The organism is Streptomyces xylophagus (genome assembly GCF_000716435.1).
GTDB lineage: Bacteria > Actinomycetota > Actinomycetes > Streptomycetales > Streptomycetaceae > Streptomyces > Streptomyces xylophagus.
This window is the reverse complement of sequence record NZ_JNWO01000019.1, coordinates 97,557-120,041: the sequence shown is the minus strand read 5'-3', so window position 1 is coordinate 120,041 and position 22,485 is coordinate 97,557. Positions and strand designations below refer to the sequence as shown.

Here is a 22,485-nt window from a genome sequence, read left to right as displayed (position 1 = left end):
GTGGACGCTTCTCCCCCGGCCCTGCGCCGAGGGCTTCCTCCGAGGCAAACGCACCGCCGACCACAGGGTCAATCGGCCTTATTACGTACAACCGGGGCGGAAGGTCACGCGTCCGCGAGGAGCCCCTCGTCGAGGAACTCCCGTACGTGGCCGAGAACTTGCGCCCGGTCCGTGCCGCGCAGCCCGATCGCCACGTGGATGGAGAAGCCGTCGAGGAGGGCGCGGAGCCGGGCGGCGAAACGGTCCGGGTCGACGGCCCGGAACTCACCCCGAGACACGCCCTCCGCGATCAGCGCGACGAGGTCGCGGTGCCAGACGCCCTCGATGGCGGCCTGCCGGTCGCGGGCGTCCTCGTCGGCGTTCTGCGAGCGGTTCCAGACCTCGAGCCACAGCGTCCAGTGCGGATCGCGGTGGCCGTGCGGGACGTACAGGTCGACGTACGCGTCGACGCGCTCGCGGGCAGTGGCCGTACTGCGGGTGAGCAGGCGCCCGCGTTCGGCGCCGAGTCTGCCCTCGCTCCACTCCAGGGTCTGGAGGAGGAGTTCGTCCTTGGAGTGGAAGTAGTAGAGGAGATGGCCGCTGCTCATGCCGACCTCGCGGCCGAGCGCCGCCATGGTGAGCTTCTCCAGACCGCGTTCGGCGATCATGCCCATGGCGGCGGCGAGGACGTCCTCGCGCGGCGGCGCGTTCTTCCGCGCACCGGCCATCGTCCGACTCCCTAGATCTTCGGCTGCTGTTGGGTGATGCAGTGGATGCCCCCACCGCCCGCGAAGATCGTACGGGCGTCGACCAGGGTCACCGTCCGGTCGGGGAAGAGGCGACGGAAGATCCCGGCGGCGATCTCGTCCTGCGGGTCATCGAAGGCGCAGAGCACGACGCCGCCGTTGCAGAGGTAGTGGTTGATGTAGGAGTAGTCGACCCAGTGGCCGTCGGCCTCCAGCACGGTGGGGGCCGGAACCTCCACGACCTCCAGGCGGCGACCCTTCGCGTCGGTCTCGGCGCGGAGGAGGGCGAGGTACTCCTGGGAGCGGGCGTGGTCCGGGTGGGCCGGGTCGCGCTGGCTGTGGACCAGTACGGTGCCGGGCCGGGCGAAGGCCGCGACGATGTCGACGTGGCCCTGGGTGCCGTAGACGCCGTAGTCGCCGGTGAGGCCGTGCGGGAGCCAGATGGCCTTGGTGGTGCCGAGCCTGGCGTGGATCTCCGCCTCGACCTGCTCGCGCGTCCAGCCGGGGTTGCGGCCGGCGCCGAGCTGGACCGTCTCGGTGAGCAGCACCGTGCCCTCGCCGTCGACGTGGATCGCGCCGCCCTCGTTGACGAGTTTCGAGGTGTACGTCTTCGCGCCCGCGAGGTCCGCGACGTGCGAGCCGATCTTCGCGTCGTGCTCCCAGCGGGCCCACTCCTGGCCGCCCCAGCCGTTGAACGTCCAGTCCACGGCGGCCAGTTCACGACCATCGGTGACGAACGTGGGGCCGATGTCGCGCATCCACGCGTCGTCCAGCTCGCGCTCGACCAGGTCGACGTCCGGGCCGAGCAGCTCGCGCGCCGACTCGCCCTGACCCGGCCCGTGCACCATCGTCACCGGTTCAAAGCGGCGCACGGCGCGGGCGACGGACGCCCAGGCGGTACGGGCCTCCGCCAGTTCCTCGGCGTTGGTGAAGGTCGGGTTGGGTCCTGGCCAGGCCATCCAGGTGCGCTCGTGCGGGGCCCACTCGGGCGGCATACGGAAGCTCATCAGAAGTCCAAGTCCTAGCGTTCTAGAGGAAGTAGAGGCGGTTGAGGGAGACGGACTCGGCCGGTTCGGAGCGGATCGGCTCCCCGTCGAGGGTGACCAGGCCGGTGCGCTGGTCGACGTCGACCGCCCCGGTACGGGAGTTGAGGCGCAGGTCGGCCGGTCCGATGCCCCGGGTGCCGCGAACTGCCACGCGCCGACGCCGAGTTGGCATCGCGTCGCCGCCCTGGTCGAGGGCGGCCTGCGCGACGAAGGCCACGGAGATGTCGGCGGGTGTGGTGCCGTGCGCGCCGAACTGCGGTCCCAGGATGAGGGGTTCGCAGGTGTCGGTCGCCGCGTTCGGGTCGCCGACCACGCCGTACGCCGGGAACCCGGACTTCAGGACGAGCTGCGGTTTCGCGCCGAAGTACTCGGGCCGCCACAGCACGATGTCGGCCAGCTTGCCGACCTCGATGGAGCCGACCTCGTGCGAAAGCCCGTGTGCGATCGCGGGGTTGATGGTCAGCTTGGCGATGTAGCGCAGGACGCGGTCGTTGTCGTGGTCCGCCTCCGGGAAACCGCCGAGCGCGCCGAACTCGGCCTTCATCTTCCCGGCCATCGCGAACGTACGGCGGACCGTCTCCCCCGCCCGGCCCATGCCCTGGGCGTCGGACGAGGTGATGCCGATCGCGCCGAGGTCGTGCAGGACGTCCTCGGCGCCCATCGTCCCGGCGCGGATGCGGTCGCGGGCCATGGCGGCGTCGCCGGGCAGGTCGGTCTTCAGGTCGTGGACGGAGACGATCATGCCGTAGTGCTCGGCGACCGCGTCCCGGCCGAAGGGGAGGGTGGGGTTGGTGGAGGAGCCGATGACGTTCGCGACTCCCGCCATTTTCAGGACATTCGGCACGTGTCCGCCGCCGCAGCCCTCGATGTGGAAGGCGTGGATCGTCCGGCCCTCCAGCACGCGCAGGGTGTCCTCCACCGACAGGCACTCGTTCAACCCGTCGCTGTGCAGGGCGACTTGGACGTCGTGTTCCTCCGCTACCCGCAACGCGGTGTCCAGCGCGCGGGTGTGGGCGCCCATGTCCTCGTGCACCTTGAAGCCGCTGGCCCCGCCTTCGGCCAGCGCCTCGATCAGTGGCGCGTCCGAGGACGACGAACCCCGGCCCAGGAAGCCGATGTTGACCGGCCAGGCGTCGAAGGCGTTGAACGCGTGGCGCAGTGCCCAGGGCGAGTTGACGCCGACGCCCCACACCGGGCCGAACTCCTGGCCGATGATCGTGGTGACGCCGGACGCCAGCGAGGCCTCCATGATGCGCGGCGAGAGCAGATGGACGTGGGTATCGACGGCCCCGGCGGTGGCGATGAGCCCCTCGCCGGACACGATCGAGGTGCCCGTCCCGACGACGACGTCGACCCCGTCGAGGGTGTCGGGGTTTCCGGCCCGCCCGATCGAGCAGATCCGCCCCTCACGGATGCCGATGGACACCTTGCGGATGCCCTGCACGGCGTCGATCACGACCACGTTGCTGACGACCACGTCACAGGTGTCGCGCACGGCGGCGGCCTTGAGGTGCAGTCCGTCACGGGCCGTCTTGCCGAAGCCGGCCAGGAACTCGTCGCCGTAGCGCTGGGAGTCGGACTCGACGCGGATGGTCAGGCCCGAGTCGCCGAGGCGGACCCGGTCGCCGGCGCGGGGGCCGTGGGTGGCGGCGTACTCGTACGGGTTCACAGCTCAACTCCCAGGTAGCCGCAGGCAGTTGCCCGACGCAGGGCCTCTTCCTTCGCGCCCGGCGCGTCCAGCGGTCCGTCGATGAGCCCCGCGAAACCGATCGCGATCCGCTCGCCGCCGATCGGCAGCAGACCGACCTCGGCACTCTCGCCCGGCCCGAAGCGGACGGACGATCCGGCGGGTACGGCGAGCCGCATGCCGTAGGCCTCGGCGCGCGGGAAGTCAAGGCGGGGGTTGGCCTCGAAGAAGTGGAAGTGGGAGGTCACGGAGACGGGGACGGTCGCGGTGTTGGTGACCGTGACGCGGACGACGGCCTGGGGTTCGGCGTGCGCTGGGCCGGGGAGGAGCGCGCCCGGGGCGTCGCCGCCGAGTCCGGCGCCGATGGGGTCGGAGACGACCGCGAGCCGGGAACCGTCGTCGAAGACGGCCTCGACGTGCACCTCGGTGACGACGTCGGCGACACCCGGCAGGACGTCGTCGGGGCCGAGCACGGAGCGGGCGCGCTCGATGGCATCAGCCAGTCGTCGCCCGTCCCGGGCCGCCTCGCACACCGTGTCCGCGATGAGCGCGGTGGCCTCCGGCACGTTGAGTCTGAGGCCGCGCGCCTTGCGGGCGCGGGCCAGTTCGGCGGCCGAGAACAGCAGCAGCCGGTCACGTTCCGTGGGGGTCAGTCTCATCCCGTATCCCTCCTTTAGAACACCACTCTAAACAGTAAAACCCATTTCCGGAACGCTTGACGCGCTCGCCATCCCCGGTTCACATTGAACGTCACTCTAAGAATGAGGGGACCCACCATGCCGATAGAACAGCGCGGAGTCGACACCATCCCTGACGAGGAACGCACCAGCGGTCCGCGTGACCTGGTGTCGATCCTGCTCGGTTCCAACCTCTGTCTCGGCGTGATCATCTTCGGCTGGCTGCCGCCGTCGTTCGGGCTCGGCTGGTGGGCGTCGGTCTCGTCGATCGTCGTGGGCACGGTGGTCGGCACGGTGTTCACGGCCCCGCTGGCGCTGGTGTCCCTGCGCACCGCCACCAACCTGTCGACCTCGTCCGGTGCCCAGTTCGGTGTGCGGGGCCGGCTGGTCGGCTCGGTCGTGGGGCTGCTCCTCGCCCTCGGCTACACCGCGCTGACCGTGTGGATCGGCGGCGATGTGATGGTGGGCGTACTGCACCGGCTGTTCGGGCTGCCGACGGGCGGGGCGTCGTACGCCGTCGTGTACGCGCTGCTCGCGGGCGCGACGGTGGCGGGCGCGGTGTACGGCTACCGGGTACTGCTGGCCATGTCCCGCGTCCTGTCCGTCGGCATGACGGCGCTGCTGATTTTGGGCGTGGTCGCCTACGCCCCGCACTTCACGACCGGCGCGCTGCCGGGGGCGGGCGGCTATCTGCTGGGCGGGTTCTGGCCGACGTGGTGTCTGGCGACGGTGGCGGCGGGACTGTCCGGGCCGATCGCGTTCATCACCCTCCTCGGCGACTACACGCGCTACATCTCCCCGGCCCGGCACACCTCCCGCACGGTCCTGCACGCGACCTGGCTCGGGCTGATCGCCGGTCTCCTCGTGCCCCAACTCTTCGGCACGTTCACGGCGTTCGGGGCACGGGCGGCCCTCGACTACGCGGGCCCGCTGGTGTCGGCGTCCCCGACCTGGTACCTGGTCCCGCTCCTCCTCGCCGCCTCCGCGGGCTCGGTGGGCAACGCCGGGCTGATGCTCTACTCCATGGGCCTCGACCTGGACGCGATCCTGCCGCGCGCCTCCCGGGCGCGGGCCACCTGCACGGTCGCGATCGTCGCCACGGTGTGCGTGTTCGTCGGCCACTACGCCTGGAACGCGCAGTCGGCGATGACGTCCTTCGTGCTGCTGCTGACGGCGATCGGCACGCCGTGGGCTGTCATCACGCTCATCGGGTTCGTGCGGTGCGGGGGGATGTACGACGCGGATGCCCTCCAGGTGTTCAACCGGCGCTCGCGGGGCGGGATTTACTGGTACCGCGCGGGCTGGCACGTCCAGGCGGTGATCTCCTGGGCGGTGGGTGCGGGGGTCGGGCTGCTGGCCGTGTCCCTTCCGACCTACGAGGGCCCGCTGCTGTCGTGGACGGGCGGGGTGGACTGCAGCTTCTTGTTGTCGGGGGTGGTGGGCGGTGTCGTGTACCTCGCGCTCACGGCCGGGCAGGCTTCAGTGCGCCGCCAGCCCCGGGAGGAACTCACTCGCTCCGAAAGCCGGCTTTAGGTCCGTGAACCAGGTCGCGGTCTCGTCGTAGGCCGCGAAGAACGGGCGGTCCACGAGGGCCGGATCGCGGGCCTGGATCAGGTGCAGCACGAAGACCTTCTCGCCGGCCACCTCCGCGATGCCGTCCACGCAGACCTTGCCCGGCATCGCCGACATCACCGGGCCGCGCACCGTACGGGCGAGGCCGGAGACGCGGGCGTAGGCGTCGCGGAAGATCTGGTGGCCGCGGGCCAGCGGGACGCCGAAGTAGCCCTGGGGGCCGGTGTCGCGCTCGACGAACTGGTAGTACGGCACCGCGCCGAGCGTGGTCGTCTCGTCCCACAGTTCGGCCCAGGCCTCGGCGCTGTCGTTGATGCCGGCCACCAGCGGACCCTGGCAGCGAATCACCGCGCCCGTACCCCGTACTCTGCGCATCGCCTCCCGTACGACCGGCGGGCGCAGCTCCTGCGGGTGGGTGAAGTGGGCCATCAACGCGAGGTGACGGCCGCTTTCCACCACCTTCTCGAAGAGGCGCAGCAGGTCGTCGGCGTCCCGGTCGGTCGTGAAGCGGTACGGCCAGAAGGCGAGGGACTTGGTGCCGATGCGGATCGAGCGGATCGTGTCGATCTCCAGGAGGGGGTCGACGTAGCGGCGAAGGACCTCGGTGCTCATGACGAGGGGGTCGCCGCCGGTGATCAGCGTGCTGGTGACCTCGGGGTGGGCGCGGAGGTAGGCGGACGTGGTCGCGATGTCGTCGGTGGCGATGCGGAGTTCGGACTCGCCGACGAACTGGGGCCAGCGGAAGCAGTAGGTGCAGTAGGCGTGGCAGGTCTGGCCCTGGCGCGGGAAGATCAGCACGGTCTCGGGGTACTTGTGCTGGAGGCCCGCGAGGCGCTCCCCCTCGTGCACGGGCACGTTGGCGTCGAGCTGGCCCGAGGGGTGCGGGTTGAGTTTCATCCGGATCTCGTGGGCCGCGCGCAGGACTTCGGCCTTGGGCGCCTCCTGGGAGAGGAGGTCGGCCATCTGCTTGAGATCGGGTTCGGGCAACATCCCGGCCTGCGGGAACGTCAGCCGGAAGATCGGGTCGTCGGGCACCGCCGACCAGTCGATCAACTCGTCCACGACGTATGTGTTCGTACGGAACGGCAGCACCGAGGAGACGGCCCGCAGGGCGAGCCGTTCGGTGGCCGAGAGGGACACGCGCTTCAGCAGGCCGTCCAGGTCACGGGGTGTGAAGGCGCGAAATCGGGTGCTCGTGTGTGGTGGAGCGAGGTGGAGCGCTGAACTCATTGGTGCAGTGCCTCTATTCCGTGACCAGGACTGGCGGCCGCAATTCGACGAATGCGGTCGCCGACGCATCGTACTTCTCCGCGAAGTTCTGCCTGAGCAGCTCGTGCAGGTCGCTCTCGTCGTCGACGACGATCAGTTCGTGGGCACCCGGAACGGTCAAGTTCTCGCTGTACGCGGAGAGTTGGTCGAGGCGGTGGCGTGCCATGTACGAGACGACGTCATGCCCGGCGATGTACAGGCAGTCGTCGACGTAGACGAAGCGACAGGTGAACTCCCGGCGGCCGTCGGTCGCGTCGACCAGGGTCACCGGGAGATGGGTGAACCGTTCCATCGGTTTGCTCTGCTGCCACAGTTCGTCGAAGCGCTGCTCCACGAAGGCGCCGAGCGGAGAGCGGACGGCGACCTCCAGTTGGACGCCCTCGCCGGAGAGGCGGCCGACGGTGAGGAAGGAGACCAGGGAGCGTTCGTCCCAGCGGTAGAGGGTCACACCGGGGGAGGTCGAGCAGAGCCGCACTTCGAGGAACTGGCGTGAGGTGTCGTCGAGTCGACGGGCGAAGTGGCTGAGGGTGCGCAGGTTGCGCAGGATGTCGCGGCGGATGTCGGCGCTCTGCTCGCCCAGTTCACGGCCGCGCAGGATCACGGCGAGGGAGTCGGGGTCCAGGAGCAGGATCTGCACCCGGGCGCCGTGCGCGGTGGCCGACCGGATGCCGCGGAAGAGGCGTTCGGAGTACTGGGGGCCGAAGAGGTTGGAGAAGGTGTCGAGCACCTTCACGTTCGAGGTCGAGCCGTAGACCTGGGCGCTGAACCACTCGTAGTCGAGCCGGGTGTGTTCGCGGACCCGGCCCTCCTGGGCGCGGGAGATCAGCGGGCCGATCACGAAGACGGTGATGACGACGCCGACGATGTCGGTGCCCAGGTTGAGGGCGAGGTTCTCGCCGTAGTTGTCCATGCGCTTGGCGAACCACAGCAGCAGGCCTGCGCAGGCGGCGAGCAGGAGGAGCACGGTGAGGCTCTGCGGGCGGCGCGGGGTGCGTAACGTGCGCAGCAGCCAGCGCAGTCGCGGTATCGGCCCACCACTCACCCGCGTCACCTCCCCCGTGACCCCGTGACCCTGATGCCTTGATTCCATGGTCTGCGGAATCAGTGGATACCCGCACGGGGGAGGCGATACGCGTCGAACGGATCACCGGCCGTCGGCCGGGAGTCCGGCTCAGCCCAGCGGATGCATCCAGCCGTGCTTGTCCACGGTGTCGCCCCGCTGGATGTCCAGAAGGGCCGCACGCAGCCTCAACGTCACCTCGCCGGGCTCGCCGCCCGACTGCGTCCACTCCGCGCCGGTGCGCTTGACCGTGCCGACCGGGGTGATGACGGCCGCGGTGCCGCAGGCGAAGACCTCCGTGAGCGTGCCGTTCTCCGCGTCGCGCTGCCACTGCTCGATGGAGATCCGGCCCTCCTCGGGCTCGTAGCCGAGGTCGCGGGCGAGGGTGAGGAGGGAGTCGCGGGTCACGCCCTCCAGGATCGAGCCCGTCAGGGTCGGGGTGACGATCCGGTCGCCGTAGACGAAGTACAGGTTCATGCCGCCGAGTTCCTCGACCCACTTGCGCTCGACCGCGTCGAGGTAGCAGACCTGGGCGCAGCCCTGTTCGGCGGCCTCGGCCTGGGCGAGGAGGGACGCGGCGTAGTTGCCGCCGGTCTTGGCGTCGCCCATGCCGCCGGGGACGGCGCGGACGTGGTCCTCGGAGACCCAGATGGAGACGGGCTTCACACCGCCGGGGAAGTAGGCGCCGGCCGGGGAGGCGATGACCAGGAAGAGGTACTCGTTGGCGGGCTTCACGCCCAGGCCGACCTCGGTCGCGATCATGAACGGGCGCAGGTAGAGGGACTCCTCGCCACCGTGCGCCGGGACCCAGTCGCGGTCCTGCTGGACCAGCACGTCACAGGCCTCGATGAACGTCTCGACCGGCAGCTCGGGCATGCCGAGGCGGCGGGCGGAGGTCTGGAAGCGGCGGGCGTTCTTCTCGGGGCGGAAGGTGGCGATGGAGCCATCGGCCTGCCGGTAGGCCTTGAGGCCCTCGAAGATCTCCTGCGCGTAGTGCAGGGTCATGTTCGCCGGGTCGAGGGAGAGGGGGCCGTACGGCACGAGCTGGCCGTCGTGCCAGCCGCGGCCCTCCGTCCACTTGATCGTCACCATGTGGTCGGTGAAGTGGCGGCCGAACCCGGGGTTCGCCAGAATCGCGTCGCGCTCGGCGGCGGAAAGTGGCGAGGCCGAGGGCTTGAGCTCGATCGTGGGCGTCGTCATGAGTGGTTGTCCTTCACCGGTTGTGTGTGACGGGCCGCGCTCACGCCCTCGACTGCCAGTGGCCAGTGTTAGGACGTCCGAGCATTGCCTCATTCCGCGGCTCCGCGTTCGATTATCGCGCGGGGAGGACCGTGGACGAAAACGGCGTGAATGCGACCCAGGGATGATGGTGACACCCGGCGGGGACATAAGAAAAGCCGCCGGGTGCATATGCGACCCGGCGGCTTCGGAAGACTACGAGAGTTCTTCGAGTGGGCGCGGGGTCAGCCGGCTACTCGTACGGCGAGCGCGTCGCCGATCTCGGTGGTGCTGCGCGCGGGCTTGCCGGTGCGGTCCGCGAGGTCGGCGGAGACGGCGTCCTCGATGCGGACGGCCTCGGACTCGTAGCCGAGGTGGCGCAGCAGGAGGGCGACGGACAGGACCGTGGCGGTGGGGTCGGCCTTGCCCTGGCCCGCGATGTCGGGCGCGGAGCCGTGCACGGGCTCGAACATCGAGGGGAACTCGCCGGACGGGTTGATGTTCCCGCTCGCGGCGACGCCGATGCCGCCGGAGACGGCCGCGGCGAGGTCGGTGATGATGTCGCCGAAGAGGTTGTCGGTGACGATCACGTCGAAGCGGGCCGGGTCGGTGACGAGGTAGATCGTCGCCGCGTCGACGTGGATGTAGTCGGTGGTGACCTCGGGGAACTCGGCCGCGACCTTGTTGAAGACGTTCGTCCACAGGTGGCCCGCGAAGGTCAGCACGTTGTTCTTGTGGACCAGCGTGAGCTTCTTGCGCGGACGGGCCTGGGCACGGGCGAAGGCGTCACGGACGACGCGCTCGACACCGAAGGCCGTGTTGACGGAGACCTCGGTGGCGACCTCGTGCTCGGTGCCCTTGCGGATGGTGCCGCCGTTGCCGGTGTACGGGCCCTCGGTGCCCTCACGGACCACGACGAAGTCGATCTCCGGCTCACCGGCGAGCGGGGTCGCCACGCCCGGGAGCAGCTTGCTCGGCCGCAGGTTCACATGGTGGTCGAAGGCGAAGCGAAGCTTCAGCAGGAAGCCGCGTTCCAACACCCCGGAGGGGACGCTCGGGTCACCGATCGCGCCCAGCAGGATCGCGTCGTGCGGCTTCAGCGCGGCCAGGTCGGCGTCGGTGAGGGTCTCACCGGTCGCGTGGTAGCGGCGGGCGCCGAAGTCGAACTCCTTGGTCTCCAGCTTCACATCCTGCGGAAGGACGGCGGAGAGGACTTTGAGACCTTCGGCCACGACTTCCTGACCGATGCCGTCACCGGGGATCACTGCGAGATCGATGCTGCGAGACATGCCCGCCACCGTACTCCGCGTCCCATGGGATGACATGGGGTGTCCAAGATGCGGACGCGTCTCGGGGGTACGGTGTCGACCGTTCGACCGGCGTTCACCCCTACGCCGGGAGGCCGTTGGACTGCTGGGGGAGTTTCATCGACATGGAGACACCCGACGTCGGCATCCCGGAGCACCTCGCGGTCCGGATGAGCATGGCCGAGCAGTACGAGTACCTGCGCACCAAACTGTCCCGGCGCCGCGCGCTGGTGACGGCGGGCGCGGTGGCGGGCGGGCTGCTGACGGGGTGCGCCAGTGCTACGGCGACGAGCGATCACAAGTCGGCCTCCCCCGCCACGTCGAAGGTGCCCGGCGCCGCCGTCACCCCCTTCGGCCGCCATCTCGCCTTCGGCGCCGACCCGAAGACCGGGATGCGGATCTCCTGGCAGGTGCCGTTCGCGGTCAAGAAGCCGTACGTACGGGTGGGGTTGAAGCCCGACGACCTGAGCCGCAGGATCACCGCCGAGGTACGCGACCTGCACACCCCGGGGCTGACAGGCGTACGCGCGGCAGTCGAGCAGTACTACGTCCACGCGGCCCTGAACGGCCTCCACCCCGGCACGACGTACTACTACGGCGTCGGCCACGAGGGCTTCGACCCGGCCTCCCCGGCCCACCGCTCGACGATCGGCTCCTTCCGTACGGCGCCGGCGAGCCCGGAGAAGTTCGTGTTCACGGCCTTCGGCGACCAGGGCGTGAGCAACGCGGCCGCCGCCAGCGACCATGTCGTCCTGCGCCAGAACCCCGCCTTCCACCTCCACGCCGGCGACATCTGCTACGCCGACACCAACGGCCAGGGCAAGAAGACGGACGGCTACGACCCGACGTACTGGGACCTCTTCCTCAAGCAGAACGAGGGCGTCTCCCGGTCCGTCCCGTGGATGGTGACGACCGGCAACCACGACATGGAGGCCTGGTACTCCCCCGACGGCTACGGCGGCCAGCTCGCCCGCTGGTCCCTCCCGGACAACGGCTTCGACCCGACGCACGCGCCGGGCGTGTACTCCTTCGTCTACGGCAACGTCGGCGTCGTGGCGCTCGACGCGAACGACGTGTCGTACGAGATCACCGCCAACCTCGGCTACACGGGCGGCAAGCAGACGAAGTGGCTGGACGGCAGGCTGCGGGAGCTGCGGGCGACCAAGGGGGTCGACTTCCTCGTGGTCTTCTTCCACCACTGCGCGTACTCGACCTCCGCGCACGCCTCGGACGGCGGGGTGCGGAGCGAGTGGCTGCCGGTGTTCGCGAAGCACCAGGTGGACCTGGTGATCAACGGGCACAACCACGTCTACGAGCGAACCGACGCCATCAAGAACGGCGCGGTCGGCAGGGCGGTCCCCATCGGCGCGTCCACCGACCCGACGAAGGACGGGATCGTCTACGTCACGGCGGGCGGCGGCGGCCGGGATCTGTACGGGTTCCCGGCGGGCGTCAAGGAGAGCTACGAGGGGCACGTCACGCGGCACGGGGCGATCGACACCATGCAGTGGGCGAAGGGCCAGCACTCGAAGGCGGAGACGGTGGAGTGGTCGCGGGTGCGCTACCGGGGCTTCTCCCTCCTCTCGGTGGAGGCGGAGAGCGGCAGCACTCCCAGGCTCAAGGTGTCGGCGCTGGACCAGAACGGCAAGCGCATCGACCACTTCGAGGTGCGGCGCGGCCGGTGAGACCGCGCCGCACCCCGTGCGGGCGCGGCTCCCGGCTGGTGGGCGTGCTTTTACGAGTCGTGTTGACGAGTCGTGCTTTTCAAGAGTTACGTCGGCTCAGTGGCCGGTCTCGCCGCCGTTGTCCCGGCGGTCGAGGGCGCGCTGCAGCGCAGCGGCGGCGTTCTTCCGGTCGGACTCGGTCGTGCGGGACACGTGGCGGACTCGGCGGCGGACGGTCGTCTCGGCCATGGAGAATCGACTCCTTCGATACATCCTGGAGTGCGGGAGGGTGTGCGAGACGCCGGAAGAGGCGGGGAGCGGTGGACCACAGGGGTTGCCTGCACGGGGTCCGGCTCACGGCCGCCATTCGCTTGGTCGAGCGAGTCGTTCGGCTCCTACAAAGCTAGGACAGGACCGCGCATCTGTCTCCACAATTACTCGGACTTCCTACTATCTGAGACGGTGAAACGAGTCACACGGCGCTGACCTGCGGTTCTATCTTTAGAGCACATCCCCGTCACGCCAGTCGAAAAGCAGATCCTCACCGAGGTCGAGGGGTCCGGCGAGCGCGGGGCGGACGTACGTGCTGTCCTCCTCCTCGGGCAGATGGACGATGCCGTCCGGGCCCAGCGCGGAGATCTTGCCGCCCCACAGCCGCCAGCCGCGCACGGTGTAGAGACGGGCGCCGTCGTCGCTCGCGCCGAGCAGACCGACGTCGTAGGCGTGGTCGACGATGCGCTCCAGCTCCGCCATGACCCGCCCGCCGTACCCCCGGCGCCGCGCGTCGGGCCGTACGCCGACCCCCTCCACGTACCCGACCCGCAGCCACCGCCCGCGGTACCGCACCCGGCGCATGACGACCGAGCCGTGCGCGACGAGCCCGGTGTCGTCGGCGAGCAGGGCGTGGACGCCGCCGAGGCCGTGCTCCCAGTCCTGGTCGGTGAGGTCGCCGGCGAAGGCGGCGTCCAGCAGTTCGCGGGCGGCGCGGAGGTCGGCCGGGGTGAGGTCGGCCGTGTGGGCGGTGCGCATACGGATGGTCACGGGGTCAGTATCGGAGACGACGGCTCACTGCGCTGCCGTCATCACCGCATCGCGAAATCCGTACGGGTCCTCGACCCACGGCAGATGCCCGGCCGCGGGCAGGGTCACCCGGCGCACGCGAGGCAACGCCCGCTCCAGCGAGTCGACCGCCGAGCGGGGGCGGGTGTCCTGGGCGCCGTCCACGATGAGTACGGGCACGTCGAGGGCCTGGCAGGCGGCGTACAGCGCGGAGGTGCCGGCGGTCTGCTTCGCTTCGGCGTTCAGGGCTTTGTTGCAGGGGAAGTTGATCGGGAACCAGGGGTCGGCCATCCGCTCGGCGTGCTCGATCGCCCGGTCGCGGTCCACGAACTCGGCCGACCACTGGAGCACCGCCCGTTCACGGCTCTCGCCGGGCAACTCCCGCCAGCGGGCGAGCCGTTGGGGGTCCTCGCCGAGGCGGGCGAGGAAGTTCTCCTCGAAGGCGCCGTGCCAGTCGGTGTCCGGACCGATGCCGGTGCCGCTGACGTAGACGAGGGCGGCGACGTGTTCCGGGTGGGCGAGGGTGTAGCTCAGGGCGAGCGACGCGCCCCAGGAGTGGCCGAGCAGCACGGGCCGCTCCAGCGCGAAGTGCCGTCGTACGGCGTCGAGATCGGCCACGAAACAGTCGGTGGTCCACGGGCCCGCGCAGGGCTCGGACCGGCCGCAGCCGCGCTGGTCCCAACGGACCACCGTGGCACGGTCGTCGAACATCCCGGCCACGTCCTCGGACATGTCCCACAGCCCGGGCCCGCCGTGGCACAGCATCAGGGGTGTGGTGCCGGATGTGCCACGGCCGGACCGGGAGGCCCACAGCCGTACTCCGTCGTCCGCCGTAACCGCCGTGTTCTGCACAGGGGTTGAGGTCATGACGGGGAGTCTGCCCGCTGCGGGCGCCCCGGGTCTCCTGGATTCCTCGGGTCTCAGCCCATGTGCGGGTACGCGTAGTCGGTCGGCGCCACCAGGGTCTCCTTGATGGCGCGGGTCAGGGTCCAGCGCATCAGGTTCTGGGGGGCGCCGGCCTTGTCGTTGGTGCCGGAGGAGCGGCCGCCGCCGAAGGGCTGCTGGCCGACGACCGCACCGGTCGACTTGTCGTTGATGTAGAAGTTGCCGGCCGCGTAGCGCAGCTTCTCCATCGTGTAGGCCGCCGCCGCACGGTCGTTGGAGATGACCGAGCCGGTGAGGGCGTAGTCGGACACCGACTCCATCTGGGTCAGCATCTCGTCGTAGTTCTCGTCGTCGTAGACGTGCACGGCGAGGAACGGGCCGAAGTACTCAGTGGTGAACACCTCGTTGGCCGGGTCGCTGCACTCGACGACGGTGGGCCGGACGAAGTAGCCCACCGAGTCGTCGTAGGAACCGCCCGCGACGATCGTGCAGTTGGGGTCCGCCTTCGCGCGGTCAATGGCCGCCTTGTTCTTGGCGAAGGCGCGCTCGTCGATGACCGCGCCGATGAAGTTCGACAGGTCGGTGACGTCACCCATCGTCAAGTAGTCGACCTCGGCGGCGAATTCCTCCTTGAAACCGGAGTTCCAGATCGACGCCGGGATGTACGCCCGGGAGCTCGCGGAGCACTTCTGCCCCTGGTACTCGAAGGAGCCCCGCGTCAGCGCCGTCTTCAACACGGCACGGTCCGCGCTCGGGTGGGCGACGACGAAGTCCTTGCCGCCGGTCTCGCCGACCAGACGCGGATACGAGCGGTACTTCTCGATGTTGTTGCCGACCGTCTTCCACAGGTACTGGAAGGTCTTGGTGGACCCGGTGAAGTGGATGGCGGCCAGGTCACGGTGCTCAAGGGCGACCTTGGAGACCTCGATGCCGTCACCGGTGATGAGGTTGATGACGCCCTTGGGGAGACCGGCCTCCTCCAGCAACTGCATGAGCAGCACGGCGGAGTGGGTCTGCGTCGGCGACGGCTTCCAGACGACGACGTTGCCCATGAGAGCCGGGGCCGTCGGCAAGTTGCCCGCGATCGCAGTGAAGTTGAAGGGCGTGATCGCGTAGACGAAGCCTTCGAGCGGGCGGTGGTCGAGGCGGTTCCAGACGCCCGGGGAGTTCGCCGGGGGCTGCTCGGCGAGCAGGTCGCGGGCGTACTTGACGTTGAAGCGCCAGAAGTCGACGAGCTCACAGGGACAGTCGATCTCGGCCTGCTGAGCGGTCTTCGACTGCCCGAGCATGGTGGACGCGGCGAGGGTCTCGCGCCACGGGCCGGACAGCAACTCCGCCGCACGCAGGATGATCGCGGCGCGGTCGTCGAAGGACATCGCGCGCCAGGCGGGCGCGGCGGTGAGGGCCGCGTCGATCGCGTCCTGGGCATCGTCCTGGGTGGCGTTGGCGTAAGTCCCGATCCGCGCCTTGTGGTTGTGCGGCTGTACGACGTCGAAGCGCTCGCCGCCGCCCATCCGCCGCTCGCCGCCGATGGTCATCGGCAGGTCGATCGGGTTCTCGGCCAGCTCCTTGAGCTTGACCTCGAGACGGGCACGCTCGGGAGAGCCGGGCGCGTAGCCGTGCACCGGCTCGTTGACGGGGGTGGGGACCTGGGTCACAGCGTCCATGGGATCCGTAACTCCTTGTACGTGAGCGGGTGTTCGGTCAGCCCTTGGTGAGGGTGGATCGTGCGAAGAAGAGGAGGTTGGCCGGCTTCTCCGCCAGCCGGCGCATGAAGTAGCCGTACCAGTCGGTGCCGTAGGCGGTGTAGACGCGCATGCGGTGTCCTTCGGCGGCCAGCCGCAGATGCTCGTCGCTCCTGATCCCGTACAGCATCTGGAACTCGTACTCGTCGAGCTTGCGGCCGGCCCGCCGGGCCAGCTCCTGGGCGATGGAGATGAGGCGCGGGTCGTGGGACCCGATCATCGGGTACCCCTCCCCCTCCATCAGGATCCGCAGAATCCGGACGTACGCCTTGTCGATCTCGTGCTTCTGCTGGTACGCGACCTCGGCGGGCTCCTTGTACGCGCCCTTCACGAGCCGGACGCGGCTGCCGGCCTCGGCGAGGCGGCGGGCGTCGGCCTCGGTGCGGAAGAGGTAGGCCTGGATGACGCAGCCGGTCTCCGGGAAGTCCTTCCGCAGCTCCTCGTGGATCGCGAACATCGAGTCGAGGGTGGTGTGATCCTCCGCGTCGAGCGTGACCGTCGTACCGATGGCGGCGGCGGCCTCGACGACGGGCCGGACGTTCGCGAGGGCCAGCTCGTGGCCGCCGTCCAGCGCCTGCCCGAACATGGACAGCTTGATGGACATCTCGGCCCGGGTGCCCAGTTCCAGCTCCTTGAGCCGGTCGACGAGCAGGAGATAGGCGTCGCGGGCGGCGGCGGCCTGCTCGGGGGTGGTGATGTCCTCGCCGACGACGTCCATCGTCAGCTCCAGACCCTTCGCGGTGAGGTCCTGGATGATCGGCACGATCTCGTCCACGGTCTCACCGGGGATGAAGCGGTCGACGACCTGCTTGGTCACCGGCGCCGCCGAGATCAGCCGACGCATCTGATCGCTGCGCGAAGCGGCGAGAATCACGGGACCCAGCACGGGGCACCTCCACAGAACCAGCAGACAGGACCACCGTGAAACCTAGGGACCTCTCCGATCGTCGACCATCGACAGCTGTCACGCATCCGTGCCGCAGATCTCAGACAAATGTATGAAGGCAGCCGGGAATGCGGGAGAATGCCCGGGTGACATCCGATTCCAGAGGCGACTACCAGGAGCTCGTCGACGAGATCTCCGAGCTCCTCGGCGCCCCGGCGACCCTGGAGAACCGTGACTTCGAGCTGATCGCCTTCGGGGTCTACGACGGTGAGGGCGACCTGGACGCGTCCGCGCTGGACCCGGTCCGCACCCGCTCGATCCTGACCCGGCGCTCGACGGCCACCGTCCGGACCTGGTTCGAGGGGTTCGGCATCACCCGGGCGACCGGGCCGGTGCGGATCCCGCCCACCCCCGAGGCGGGGGTCTACCGGGGCCGGATCTGCCTCCCCGTCCGCCATCGGAGTGTCGTCCTCGGCTACGTCTGGCTCCTGGACGACGACCCGGGCCCCACCGCCGCGCAGCTGGACGCCGCGATGGCGGTGACGGCCCGCATCGGCGCGCTGCTCGCGGACGAGGCGCAGCACGGGGCGGATCTCAGCCGGGAGCTGCGGGCGGTGCTGACCGCCGAGCGCGGCTGGCAGGGGGACATGGCGGTGGCCGCCCTGCGCACGGCCCTCGGCACGCGCGGCGACGGGCCGTACGCGCTGGTGTGCGTCGCCTCCTGGCCGTCCGCCGACCCGGACGACGCCCCCTCGGCGCGTACGGTGCCGCACGCGACCGCGCTGTGCACGGTCCCCTGGGGTACGGCGGACCAGTGCCTGGCGGTGTTGGTCCGGCTGCGCTCGACGGACGTGGGGACTCCGGCGACGACGGCCGCGGCCCGGCTCCTGAAGGAGAGCGCGCGCGCCGCCGGCATCGGCGCCCCGCGCACCGGCCTCACCGACCTGGCCACCGCCTGGCAGGAGGCCACGGCGGCCTGCCGCGCGGCCCTCGCGGAACCCCGGTTCGGCCCGGTGGCCGACTGGTCCCGCATCGGCCCGTACCGCCTGCTGACCTCCCTCTCGCCCGAGTCCGCCCACGACCCGGTCGTGGCCCCTCTCCTCTCCCCCGCCCACCACGAACTGGCCCGCACCGCCGAGGTGTACCTCGACCGCGCGGGCCAAGCGGGGCGTACGGCTGCGGAGTTGGGGATTCACCGGCAGACGTTGTACTACCGGCTGTCCCGGGTGGAGCAGTTGACGGGGCTGGATCTGGACGACGGGGAGGACCGGTTGTTGCTGCACATGGGGTTGAAGGCGGCGCGGCTGTAGGAATCGCAGTCCGGTGAGCTACTGCCTGTCATGCCGCTGCTGATGCTCGATCTGGACAACACCCTGGTCGACCGCGATGCCGCGTTCCGGCACGCGGTGACGGAGTTCCTGGCCGCGCACGGGCTGCCTGAGGAGGACCTCGCCTGGCTGATGTCCGTGGACGCCGGCGGATACACACCGAGGCAGTCCGTCGCCGAGGCCATGACCGAGCGCTACGACGGGACCGTTCCCGCCGATGCCGTGCGGACGCTCCTCGACCGGGGCGCCGCCGACCGCGTCACCCTGGCCGAGCCCACGCGCGACGCCCTCACGAAAGCCGTCGCCGCGGGCTGGACCTGCGTGATCGTCACCAACGGCCGTGTCGCACAACAGGAGTTGAAGATCCGGAACACCGGACTGGACGCGCTCGTCCACGGCTGGGTGATCTCCGAGTCGGCCGGCCACGAGAAGCCCGCACCGGAGATCTTCCACGCGGCGGCGGCATCGGTGGGAGCGTCCCTCCACGGGGCCTGGATGATCGGCGACTCGGCACAGGCCGACATCCGTGGCGCGGCGGGGGTCGACGCGCACAGCGTGTGGGTGTCGAACGGCCACCGCTGGACGGAGTCGACGTTCCGCCCCACGGATATGGCCACCGACGCGGCATCCGCCGTCCATCACGTCATCGGTCGCCGAAGAACAGCACGCTGAGGCGAGGCAGTCGACGCCCCGCCTGCTCGTCGTCGTTCGCGTCCCAGCGTTCACCGGCCGGGTCCAACAGCTCGGGATCCACGCCCCCTTGGGCCTCGACGGCGCCGTAGAAGTCCTCTTCGGACTTACCCGTCACCTGTGTGAAGGCCTGCCCCGCCGCGTAGTCCAACTCCTCCCAGGCGAGCCACTCCTCCTCGTCCCAGTCCTCCCGGTCCCGGCCCGCGAGCCGCGTCACCTCCGGAACCTCGGCCAGCACGTCCGGGTCACGGGCAACCCGCTCGAACACGTCCCGGCCCAAGCCGACCAACCAGAGCCGGAAATAGAAGAAGACGTCATCGGAGCACCAGCCCATGATCCGGTCCGCCGCGGCCCACAGATCCCAGGTGCACGTGGGAGTCAACACGCGGTCCAGAGATATCTGGAACCCCACGATCTCCGACTCGGCCGCCCCGCCCGCCAGTTGCCCGCACAACCAGGCCACCCGCTCGTCCGGGTCCGGCGTCCGCCGCCGACAGTTCTCGATCAGGTCCCAGAAGGTCTCGTCATCCACGGCCGCACTATGGCAGGCGGGACTGACATCGCCCTCCGGACAGGTAAGGCGCAGAAGTGTGACACTTTTCGCCGAAGTGTCACACTTCCACGAGGAGGGTCACCCGCAGGGCGCGTCGCCGGTCTTCACGCTCGTCACGAAGGAAGCGAACGCACCGGCCGGGAGGTGGAGAACCGGCCCGCTCGGGTTCTTGGAGTCACGGACGGGGACCAGGCCGCGCGAGGCGACGAGGTTGGTGGCGACCTCGATGCAGGCGCCGCCGTTGTCGCTGTACGAGGACGTGAACCACTGCGGGGCTTCGGTCGTCACGGGCTGCCCTTTCTCAACTGACTGATCATGGCCACGGTTTCCGCCTGCGAGCAGGCATGGGCCTGTAGTTGATGGTAGGCCGTGAGCAAGGGCAGTACGAACGCGCTTTCCCGTTCCAGATGACCTCGGTGGGCGGACTCGGCGTACGACACCAACGAGCGGTCCGGCAGTGTCAGCAGATACACCGGCAGGTTGAACGGCCGCAGCTCCCCCATGGCGAACGGCGCCACCTGAAGCACCGTGTTCGGCAGCTCGGCGAACTCCAGCAACCGCACCAACTGGGCGTCCATGACGGCGGGTTCACCGATCGGCCGGCGCAGACAGCTCTCGTCCAGCACCACGAAGACCAACGGCGCCGGTGTCCTCACCAGCGTGGCCTGCCGTTCCGCGACGAGGGTGACGCGCTCCTCGGCCTGGTCGTCCGTGATCGCTCCCCGTTTGACCGCACCCTGCGCGAGGACCTCCGCGTACTCCGGTGTCTGGAGCAGACCGGGGACGACGCCCACCTCGTACAGCCGGATCTCCGCCGCCTGTGCCTCGTGGTCGATGAACTGCGGGAACCCTTCGAGGAGTCCGGCGTGCCGCACCTTGCGCCAGGCGCGTTCGAACATGTCGCCGGTTCCCAACGCCGCGTCGGCACTACGCGCGAGACGCAAGGTAGGAAGTTTGCGGCCGACCTCGACCGACGAGATGTGCGTGCTGGAGTACCCCATCTCCTCGGCCAACTTCTCCTGCGTCCAGCCCCGTTCCTCCCGTGCCCTGCGCAAACGCGCGCCGAACGCCGCCTGGGGCGAGCTGTCGGGGTCCAACTCCCTGCGGTTCAAGGGACCTTCACCAACCTTTCGTTCCCGTCCGACAAGTTGAAGGGTTCCCCGCCGACAGTCACGCTGAACCCCCTGAGTAGTGGAAGCACTACGGAGAGGAGCTGCCGTGCCCGACGAGAACGTACCCGTGAGATCCGAGCCCCCTCCACCGGTTCCACCGAATCCACCCATTCCGCCCGTCGGCACCCTCGTTGTGGACGCGCAGGGCAGGATCGGGGAGTTCCGCGGCGAGTGGTGCGGGGCCTGGTCCCTGCGCCGCGTCACCGGCGGGACGGAGTGGACCGTGGCCCCAGAGGACGTACGGCCGCCGACCCCCGAGCAACGCCTCCGCGCCGAGACCGCCCGCGCCAACGCACGAAGCCGGGGTGAGGTGTTGTGACCGTCCCGATCCGCCGCACCTTCCGTTTCGTCGACTGGACGCTAAGACCCGACCACGACACCGACGCCCCGCCACTCAGGTACGCGTTCCGCTGCCTCGCGCTCGACGCCGACGACACGGAGTGCGCCGCGCAGTCGTCCCCGAGCAACGACCCGACCGAGCCCCAGACTTGGGCTTTCGCCCACCTGCGCGAGCACCCCGGGCACACGAGTTACGCCGAGGTCATCGAGCGGCCGTGGGTGATGTGGCAGGGCGGTTCGAGGTGACGAGCGCCGCCGGTCCAACCGGTCCACCGGCCCGGAATTGGAGCTGACCGGCGGTCCGTTCGGAACCTAGTGTCGATGCCATGACGACCGGCCCGGCCTCCGACCCACCGACCCCCGCAACCCCGAACTCACCTGCCCCTGAAGCCACTTCGCACCCGCGCCCCCCGCTCCTCACCCGCCCCCTCCTCCTCCGTTTCATCAGCGTGGTCGGCGCCAGTCTCAGTTTCTTCCTGCTGCTCTCGGTCGTACCGGCGTACGCGGCCGAGCGGGGCGGTGAGGGCGCGGCGGGGCTCGCGACCGGTTCGCTGATGCTCGCGACGGTCCTGGGTGAGCTGGTCACTCCCCGGCTCGTCGGCCGCTTCGGCTATCGACTGACCCTGATCGCCGGGCTGTTCCTGCTCGGAGCCCCGGCGCTGGTGCTGACCGTCTCCGGGCACACCGCCTGGATCGTCGCGGTGTGCCTCGTACGCGGGCTCGGTTTCGCGCTGACGATCGTCGCGGGCGGCGCGCTGATCGCGTCGCTGATTCCGGACGAACGCCGGGGCGAGGGGCTCGCGTTGGTGGGTGTGGTGTCCGGTGGGCCGTCGCTGGTCGCGCTGCCGCTGGGACTGTGGCTGACCGGGCGCGTGGGCTACGGCCCGGTCGCCGTCGCCGCCGGCCTCGCGGCGCTGGCCGCGATCGTCTTCGTCCTCGGACTGCCGGACCGCGCGGACCGCTCCGAGCAGCCGTTGGGTGTCGTACGAGGCCTGCGAACGGGCGCGCTGCTGCGGCCGGTTGTGGTCTTCGCGGCCACCGCCACCGCCACCGGCATCCTCGTCACCTTCCTGCCGCTGGCCGTCCCGTCCGCGTCCGCCGGAGTCGTCGCGGCGGCCCTGTTCGTGCAGACCGCGACCGCGACCCTGACGCGCTGGCTGGCGGGCCGCCACGGCGACCGACACGGCAGCACACGCCTCGTCCTCCCCGGACTGCTGCTGTCGGCGGCAGGAGTCCTGGTCATCGCCCCAACTACCCACCCGGTAGCGGTCATCGCCGGCACCGCCCTCTTCGGCGCGGGCTTCGGCATCACCCAGAACGCCACGCTCACCCTGATGTACGCCCGCGTCTCCGCCGCCTCCTACGGCACGGTCAGCGCCCTGTGGAACCTGGCCTACGACGCCGGAATGGGCCTCGGCGCAGCCGGCTTCGGCATCACGGCAGGCCTGACCGGCTACCCCTGGGCTTTCACGCTGACCGCGCTGCTGATGCTGGGGGCGGTGGCACCGGCGCTGCGGGACCGGCGGCGCGAGGACGGGGCGACGGCGGGGTAGCCACCGGGCCGACGCGCCTCGCGCACGCGCCCCGGCGCCGGGCGATGGCA

General features: G+C 70.0%; 23 protein-coding genes. 7 read left to right on the top strand and 16 right to left on the bottom strand.

The annotated features are described in order from the left end of the window. Positions 1 to 104: 104 nt before the first annotated feature. Genes OO70_RS34795 through ureA form a run of 4 tightly spaced genes read right to left on the bottom strand, consistent with a single transcriptional unit; the run spans position 105 to position 4,117 of the window. Positions 105 to 707 (bottom strand): TetR/AcrR family transcriptional regulator, encoded by a 603-nt coding sequence (locus OO70_RS34795; RefSeq protein ID WP_043680319.1) that lies wholly within the window; start codon positions 705 to 707, stop codon positions 105 to 107. Positions 708 to 718: 11 nt separating this feature from the next. Further along, positions 719 to 1,732: an agmatine deiminase family protein gene (locus OO70_RS34790; protein ID WP_043680316.1), complete on the bottom strand. Its 1,014-nt coding sequence runs from the start codon at positions 1,730 to 1,732 to the stop codon at positions 719 to 721. 22 nt (positions 1,733 to 1,754) lie between these two features. Next, entirely contained in the window at positions 1,755 to 3,440 is a 1,686-nt protein-coding gene (locus tag OO70_RS34785; RefSeq protein WP_043680313.1) for an urease subunit alpha, read from the bottom strand. Continuing rightward, complete coding sequence (ureA, locus tag OO70_RS34780; protein WP_043680310.1) at positions 3,437 to 4,117, bottom strand: urease subunit gamma; 681 nt, start codon at positions 4,115 to 4,117, stop codon at positions 3,437 to 3,439. Before ureA ends, OO70_RS34785 begins: the two co-directional genes overlap by 4 nt. A gap of 117 nt (positions 4,118 to 4,234) precedes the next feature. Here ureA and OO70_RS34775 point away from each other — a divergent pair, with 117 nt between their 5' ends. After that, positions 4,235 to 5,668, top strand: coding sequence for a cytosine permease (locus OO70_RS34775; RefSeq protein WP_043680308.1), 1,434 nt, complete (start codon positions 4,235 to 4,237; stop codon positions 5,666 to 5,668). Here OO70_RS34775 and OO70_RS34770 read toward each other — a convergent pair. The 4 genes from OO70_RS34770 to OO70_RS34755 form a co-directional block, all read right to left on the bottom strand. Further along, a complete protein-coding gene (locus OO70_RS34770; RefSeq protein WP_043680305.1) occupies positions 5,615 to 6,937 on the bottom strand; it encodes a KamA family radical SAM protein in 1,323 nt (440 codons plus the stop codon). The two genes, OO70_RS34775 and OO70_RS34770, sit on opposite strands and share 54 nt — an antisense overlap. Positions 6,938 to 6,950: 13 nt before the next feature. After that, positions 6,951 to 8,018, bottom strand: coding sequence for a hypothetical protein (locus tag OO70_RS34765; protein ID WP_158711556.1), 1,068 nt, complete (start codon positions 8,016 to 8,018; stop codon positions 6,951 to 6,953). Positions 8,019 to 8,147: 129 nt separating this feature from the next. Further along, entirely contained in the window at positions 8,148 to 9,236 is a 1,089-nt protein-coding gene (locus tag OO70_RS34760; RefSeq protein WP_043680303.1) for a branched-chain amino acid aminotransferase, read from the bottom strand. A 263-nt stretch (positions 9,237 to 9,499) separates the two neighbouring features. Then, positions 9,500 to 10,543, bottom strand: coding sequence for a 3-isopropylmalate dehydrogenase (locus tag OO70_RS34755; protein WP_043680300.1), 1,044 nt, complete (start codon positions 10,541 to 10,543; stop codon positions 9,500 to 9,502). Between the two features lie 143 nt (positions 10,544 to 10,686). Here OO70_RS34755 and OO70_RS34750 point away from each other — a divergent pair, with 143 nt between their 5' ends. Continuing rightward, entirely contained in the window at positions 10,687 to 12,246 is a 1,560-nt protein-coding gene (locus tag OO70_RS34750) for a purple acid phosphatase family protein (RefSeq protein WP_043680297.1), read from the top strand. Between the two features lie 96 nt (positions 12,247 to 12,342). On the opposite strand, the gene OO70_RS56700 is transcribed toward OO70_RS34750, so the two are convergent. The 5 genes from OO70_RS56700 to OO70_RS34730 all read right to left on the bottom strand — a co-directional run bounded on the left by OO70_RS56700 (position 12,343) and on the right by OO70_RS34730 (position 16,800). Further along, complete coding sequence (locus OO70_RS56700) at positions 12,343 to 12,474, bottom strand: hypothetical protein (RefSeq protein WP_106971817.1); 132 nt, start codon at positions 12,472 to 12,474, stop codon at positions 12,343 to 12,345. Between the two features lie 252 nt (positions 12,475 to 12,726). Continuing rightward, positions 12,727 to 13,266, bottom strand: a complete 540-nt coding sequence (locus OO70_RS34745) for a GNAT family N-acetyltransferase (RefSeq protein WP_043680294.1) — start codon at positions 13,264 to 13,266, stop codon at positions 12,727 to 12,729. A gap of 24 nt (positions 13,267 to 13,290) precedes the next feature. Next, a complete protein-coding gene (locus OO70_RS34740; RefSeq protein ID WP_051741920.1) occupies positions 13,291 to 14,151 on the bottom strand; it encodes an alpha/beta fold hydrolase in 861 nt (286 codons plus the stop codon). Between the two features lie 53 nt (positions 14,152 to 14,204). Next, on the bottom strand, positions 14,205 to 15,836 hold the full coding sequence (pruA, locus tag OO70_RS34735; RefSeq protein ID WP_043680288.1) for an L-glutamate gamma-semialdehyde dehydrogenase: 1,632 nt from the start codon (positions 15,834 to 15,836) through the stop codon (positions 14,205 to 14,207). Positions 15,837 to 15,873: 37 nt separating this feature from the next. Further along, on the bottom strand, positions 15,874 to 16,800 hold the full coding sequence (locus tag OO70_RS34730) for a proline dehydrogenase family protein (RefSeq protein ID WP_043680285.1): 927 nt from the start codon (positions 16,798 to 16,800) through the stop codon (positions 15,874 to 15,876). A 128-nt stretch (positions 16,801 to 16,928) separates the two neighbouring features. On the opposite strand from OO70_RS34730, the gene OO70_RS34725 reads away from it, so the two are divergent. Next, a complete protein-coding gene (locus OO70_RS34725; RefSeq protein ID WP_043680282.1) occupies positions 16,929 to 18,110 on the top strand; it encodes a PucR family transcriptional regulator in 1,182 nt (393 codons plus the stop codon). A gap of 30 nt (positions 18,111 to 18,140) precedes the next feature. Further along, positions 18,141 to 18,800, top strand: a complete 660-nt coding sequence (locus tag OO70_RS34720; RefSeq protein ID WP_043680279.1) for an HAD family hydrolase — start codon at positions 18,141 to 18,143, stop codon at positions 18,798 to 18,800. On the opposite strand, the gene OO70_RS34715 is transcribed toward OO70_RS34720, so the two are convergent. From OO70_RS34715 to OO70_RS34705, 3 genes are all read right to left on the bottom strand, one after another. Beyond that, positions 18,772 to 19,350, bottom strand: a complete 579-nt coding sequence (locus OO70_RS34715; protein ID WP_043680277.1) for a DUF4240 domain-containing protein — start codon at positions 19,348 to 19,350, stop codon at positions 18,772 to 18,774. The two genes, OO70_RS34720 and OO70_RS34715, sit on opposite strands and share 29 nt — an antisense overlap. 99 nt (positions 19,351 to 19,449) lie before the next feature. Beyond that, the gene (locus OO70_RS34710) at positions 19,450 to 19,659 is read right to left on the bottom strand and encodes a DUF397 domain-containing protein (protein ID WP_043680275.1); all 210 of its coding nucleotides are present in this window, start codon (positions 19,657 to 19,659) and stop codon (positions 19,450 to 19,452) included. Next, positions 19,656 to 20,483 carry a helix-turn-helix domain-containing protein gene (locus OO70_RS34705; protein WP_043680274.1) on the bottom strand — a complete coding sequence of 276 codons (828 nt, stop codon included), beginning with the start codon at positions 20,481 to 20,483 and terminating at the stop codon, positions 19,656 to 19,658. Before OO70_RS34705 ends, OO70_RS34710 begins: the two co-directional genes overlap by 4 nt. Positions 20,484 to 20,589: 106 nt before the next feature. Between OO70_RS34705 and OO70_RS34700 the strand changes: the two genes are divergently transcribed. From OO70_RS34700 to OO70_RS34690, 3 genes are all read left to right on the top strand, one after another. Further along, positions 20,590 to 20,862, top strand: coding sequence for a hypothetical protein (locus OO70_RS34700; protein WP_234337020.1), 273 nt, complete (start codon positions 20,590 to 20,592; stop codon positions 20,860 to 20,862). Next, the gene (locus OO70_RS34695) at positions 20,859 to 21,128 is read left to right on the top strand and encodes a DUF7848 domain-containing protein (protein WP_051741918.1); all 270 of its coding nucleotides are present in this window, start codon (positions 20,859 to 20,861) and stop codon (positions 21,126 to 21,128) included. Before OO70_RS34700 ends, OO70_RS34695 begins: the two co-directional genes overlap by 4 nt. An 80-nt stretch (positions 21,129 to 21,208) precedes the next feature. Continuing rightward, positions 21,209 to 22,435, top strand: a complete 1,227-nt coding sequence (locus tag OO70_RS34690) for an MFS transporter (RefSeq protein WP_043680272.1) — start codon at positions 21,209 to 21,211, stop codon at positions 22,433 to 22,435. Positions 22,436 to 22,485 lie beyond the last annotated feature (50 nt).

Bases quoted from the DNA above. Each gene is read 5' to 3' on its own strand.
- OO70_RS34795 (WP_043680319.1), bottom strand. From the start codon at position 707: ATGGCCGGTGCGCGGAAGAACGCGCCGCCGCGCGAGGACGTCCTCGCC.
- OO70_RS34790 (WP_043680316.1), bottom strand. From the start codon at position 1,732: ATGAGCTTCCGTATGCCGCCCGAGTGGGCCCCGCACGAGCGCACCTGG.
- ureA (WP_043680310.1), bottom strand. From the start codon at position 4,117: ATGAGACTGACCCCCACGGAACGTGACCGGCTGCTGCTGTTCTCGGCC.
- OO70_RS34775 (WP_043680308.1), top strand. From the start codon at position 4,235: ATGCCGATAGAACAGCGCGGAGTCGACACCATCCCTGACGAGGAACGC.
- OO70_RS34770 (WP_043680305.1), bottom strand. From the start codon at position 6,937: ATGAGTTCAGCGCTCCACCTCGCTCCACCACACACGAGCACCCGATTT.
- OO70_RS34760 (WP_043680303.1), bottom strand. From the start codon at position 9,236: ATGACGACGCCCACGATCGAGCTCAAGCCCTCGGCCTCGCCACTTTCC.
- OO70_RS34755 (WP_043680300.1), bottom strand. From the start codon at position 10,543: ATGTCTCGCAGCATCGATCTCGCAGTGATCCCCGGTGACGGCATCGGT.
- OO70_RS34750 (WP_043680297.1), top strand. From the start codon at position 10,687: ATGGAGACACCCGACGTCGGCATCCCGGAGCACCTCGCGGTCCGGATG.
- OO70_RS56700 (WP_106971817.1), bottom strand. From the start codon at position 12,474: ATGGCCGAGACGACCGTCCGCCGCCGAGTCCGCCACGTGTCCCGCACG.
- OO70_RS34740 (WP_051741920.1), bottom strand. From the start codon at position 14,151: ATGACCTCAACCCCTGTGCAGAACACGGCGGTTACGGCGGACGACGGA.
- pruA (WP_043680288.1), bottom strand. From the start codon at position 15,836: ATGGACGCTGTGACCCAGGTCCCCACCCCCGTCAACGAGCCGGTGCAC.
- OO70_RS34725 (WP_043680282.1), top strand. From the start codon at position 16,929: ATGCGGGAGAATGCCCGGGTGACATCCGATTCCAGAGGCGACTACCAG.
- OO70_RS34720 (WP_043680279.1), top strand. From the start codon at position 18,141: ATGCCGCTGCTGATGCTCGATCTGGACAACACCCTGGTCGACCGCGAT.
- OO70_RS34690 (WP_043680272.1), top strand. From the start codon at position 21,209: ATGACGACCGGCCCGGCCTCCGACCCACCGACCCCCGCAACCCCGAAC.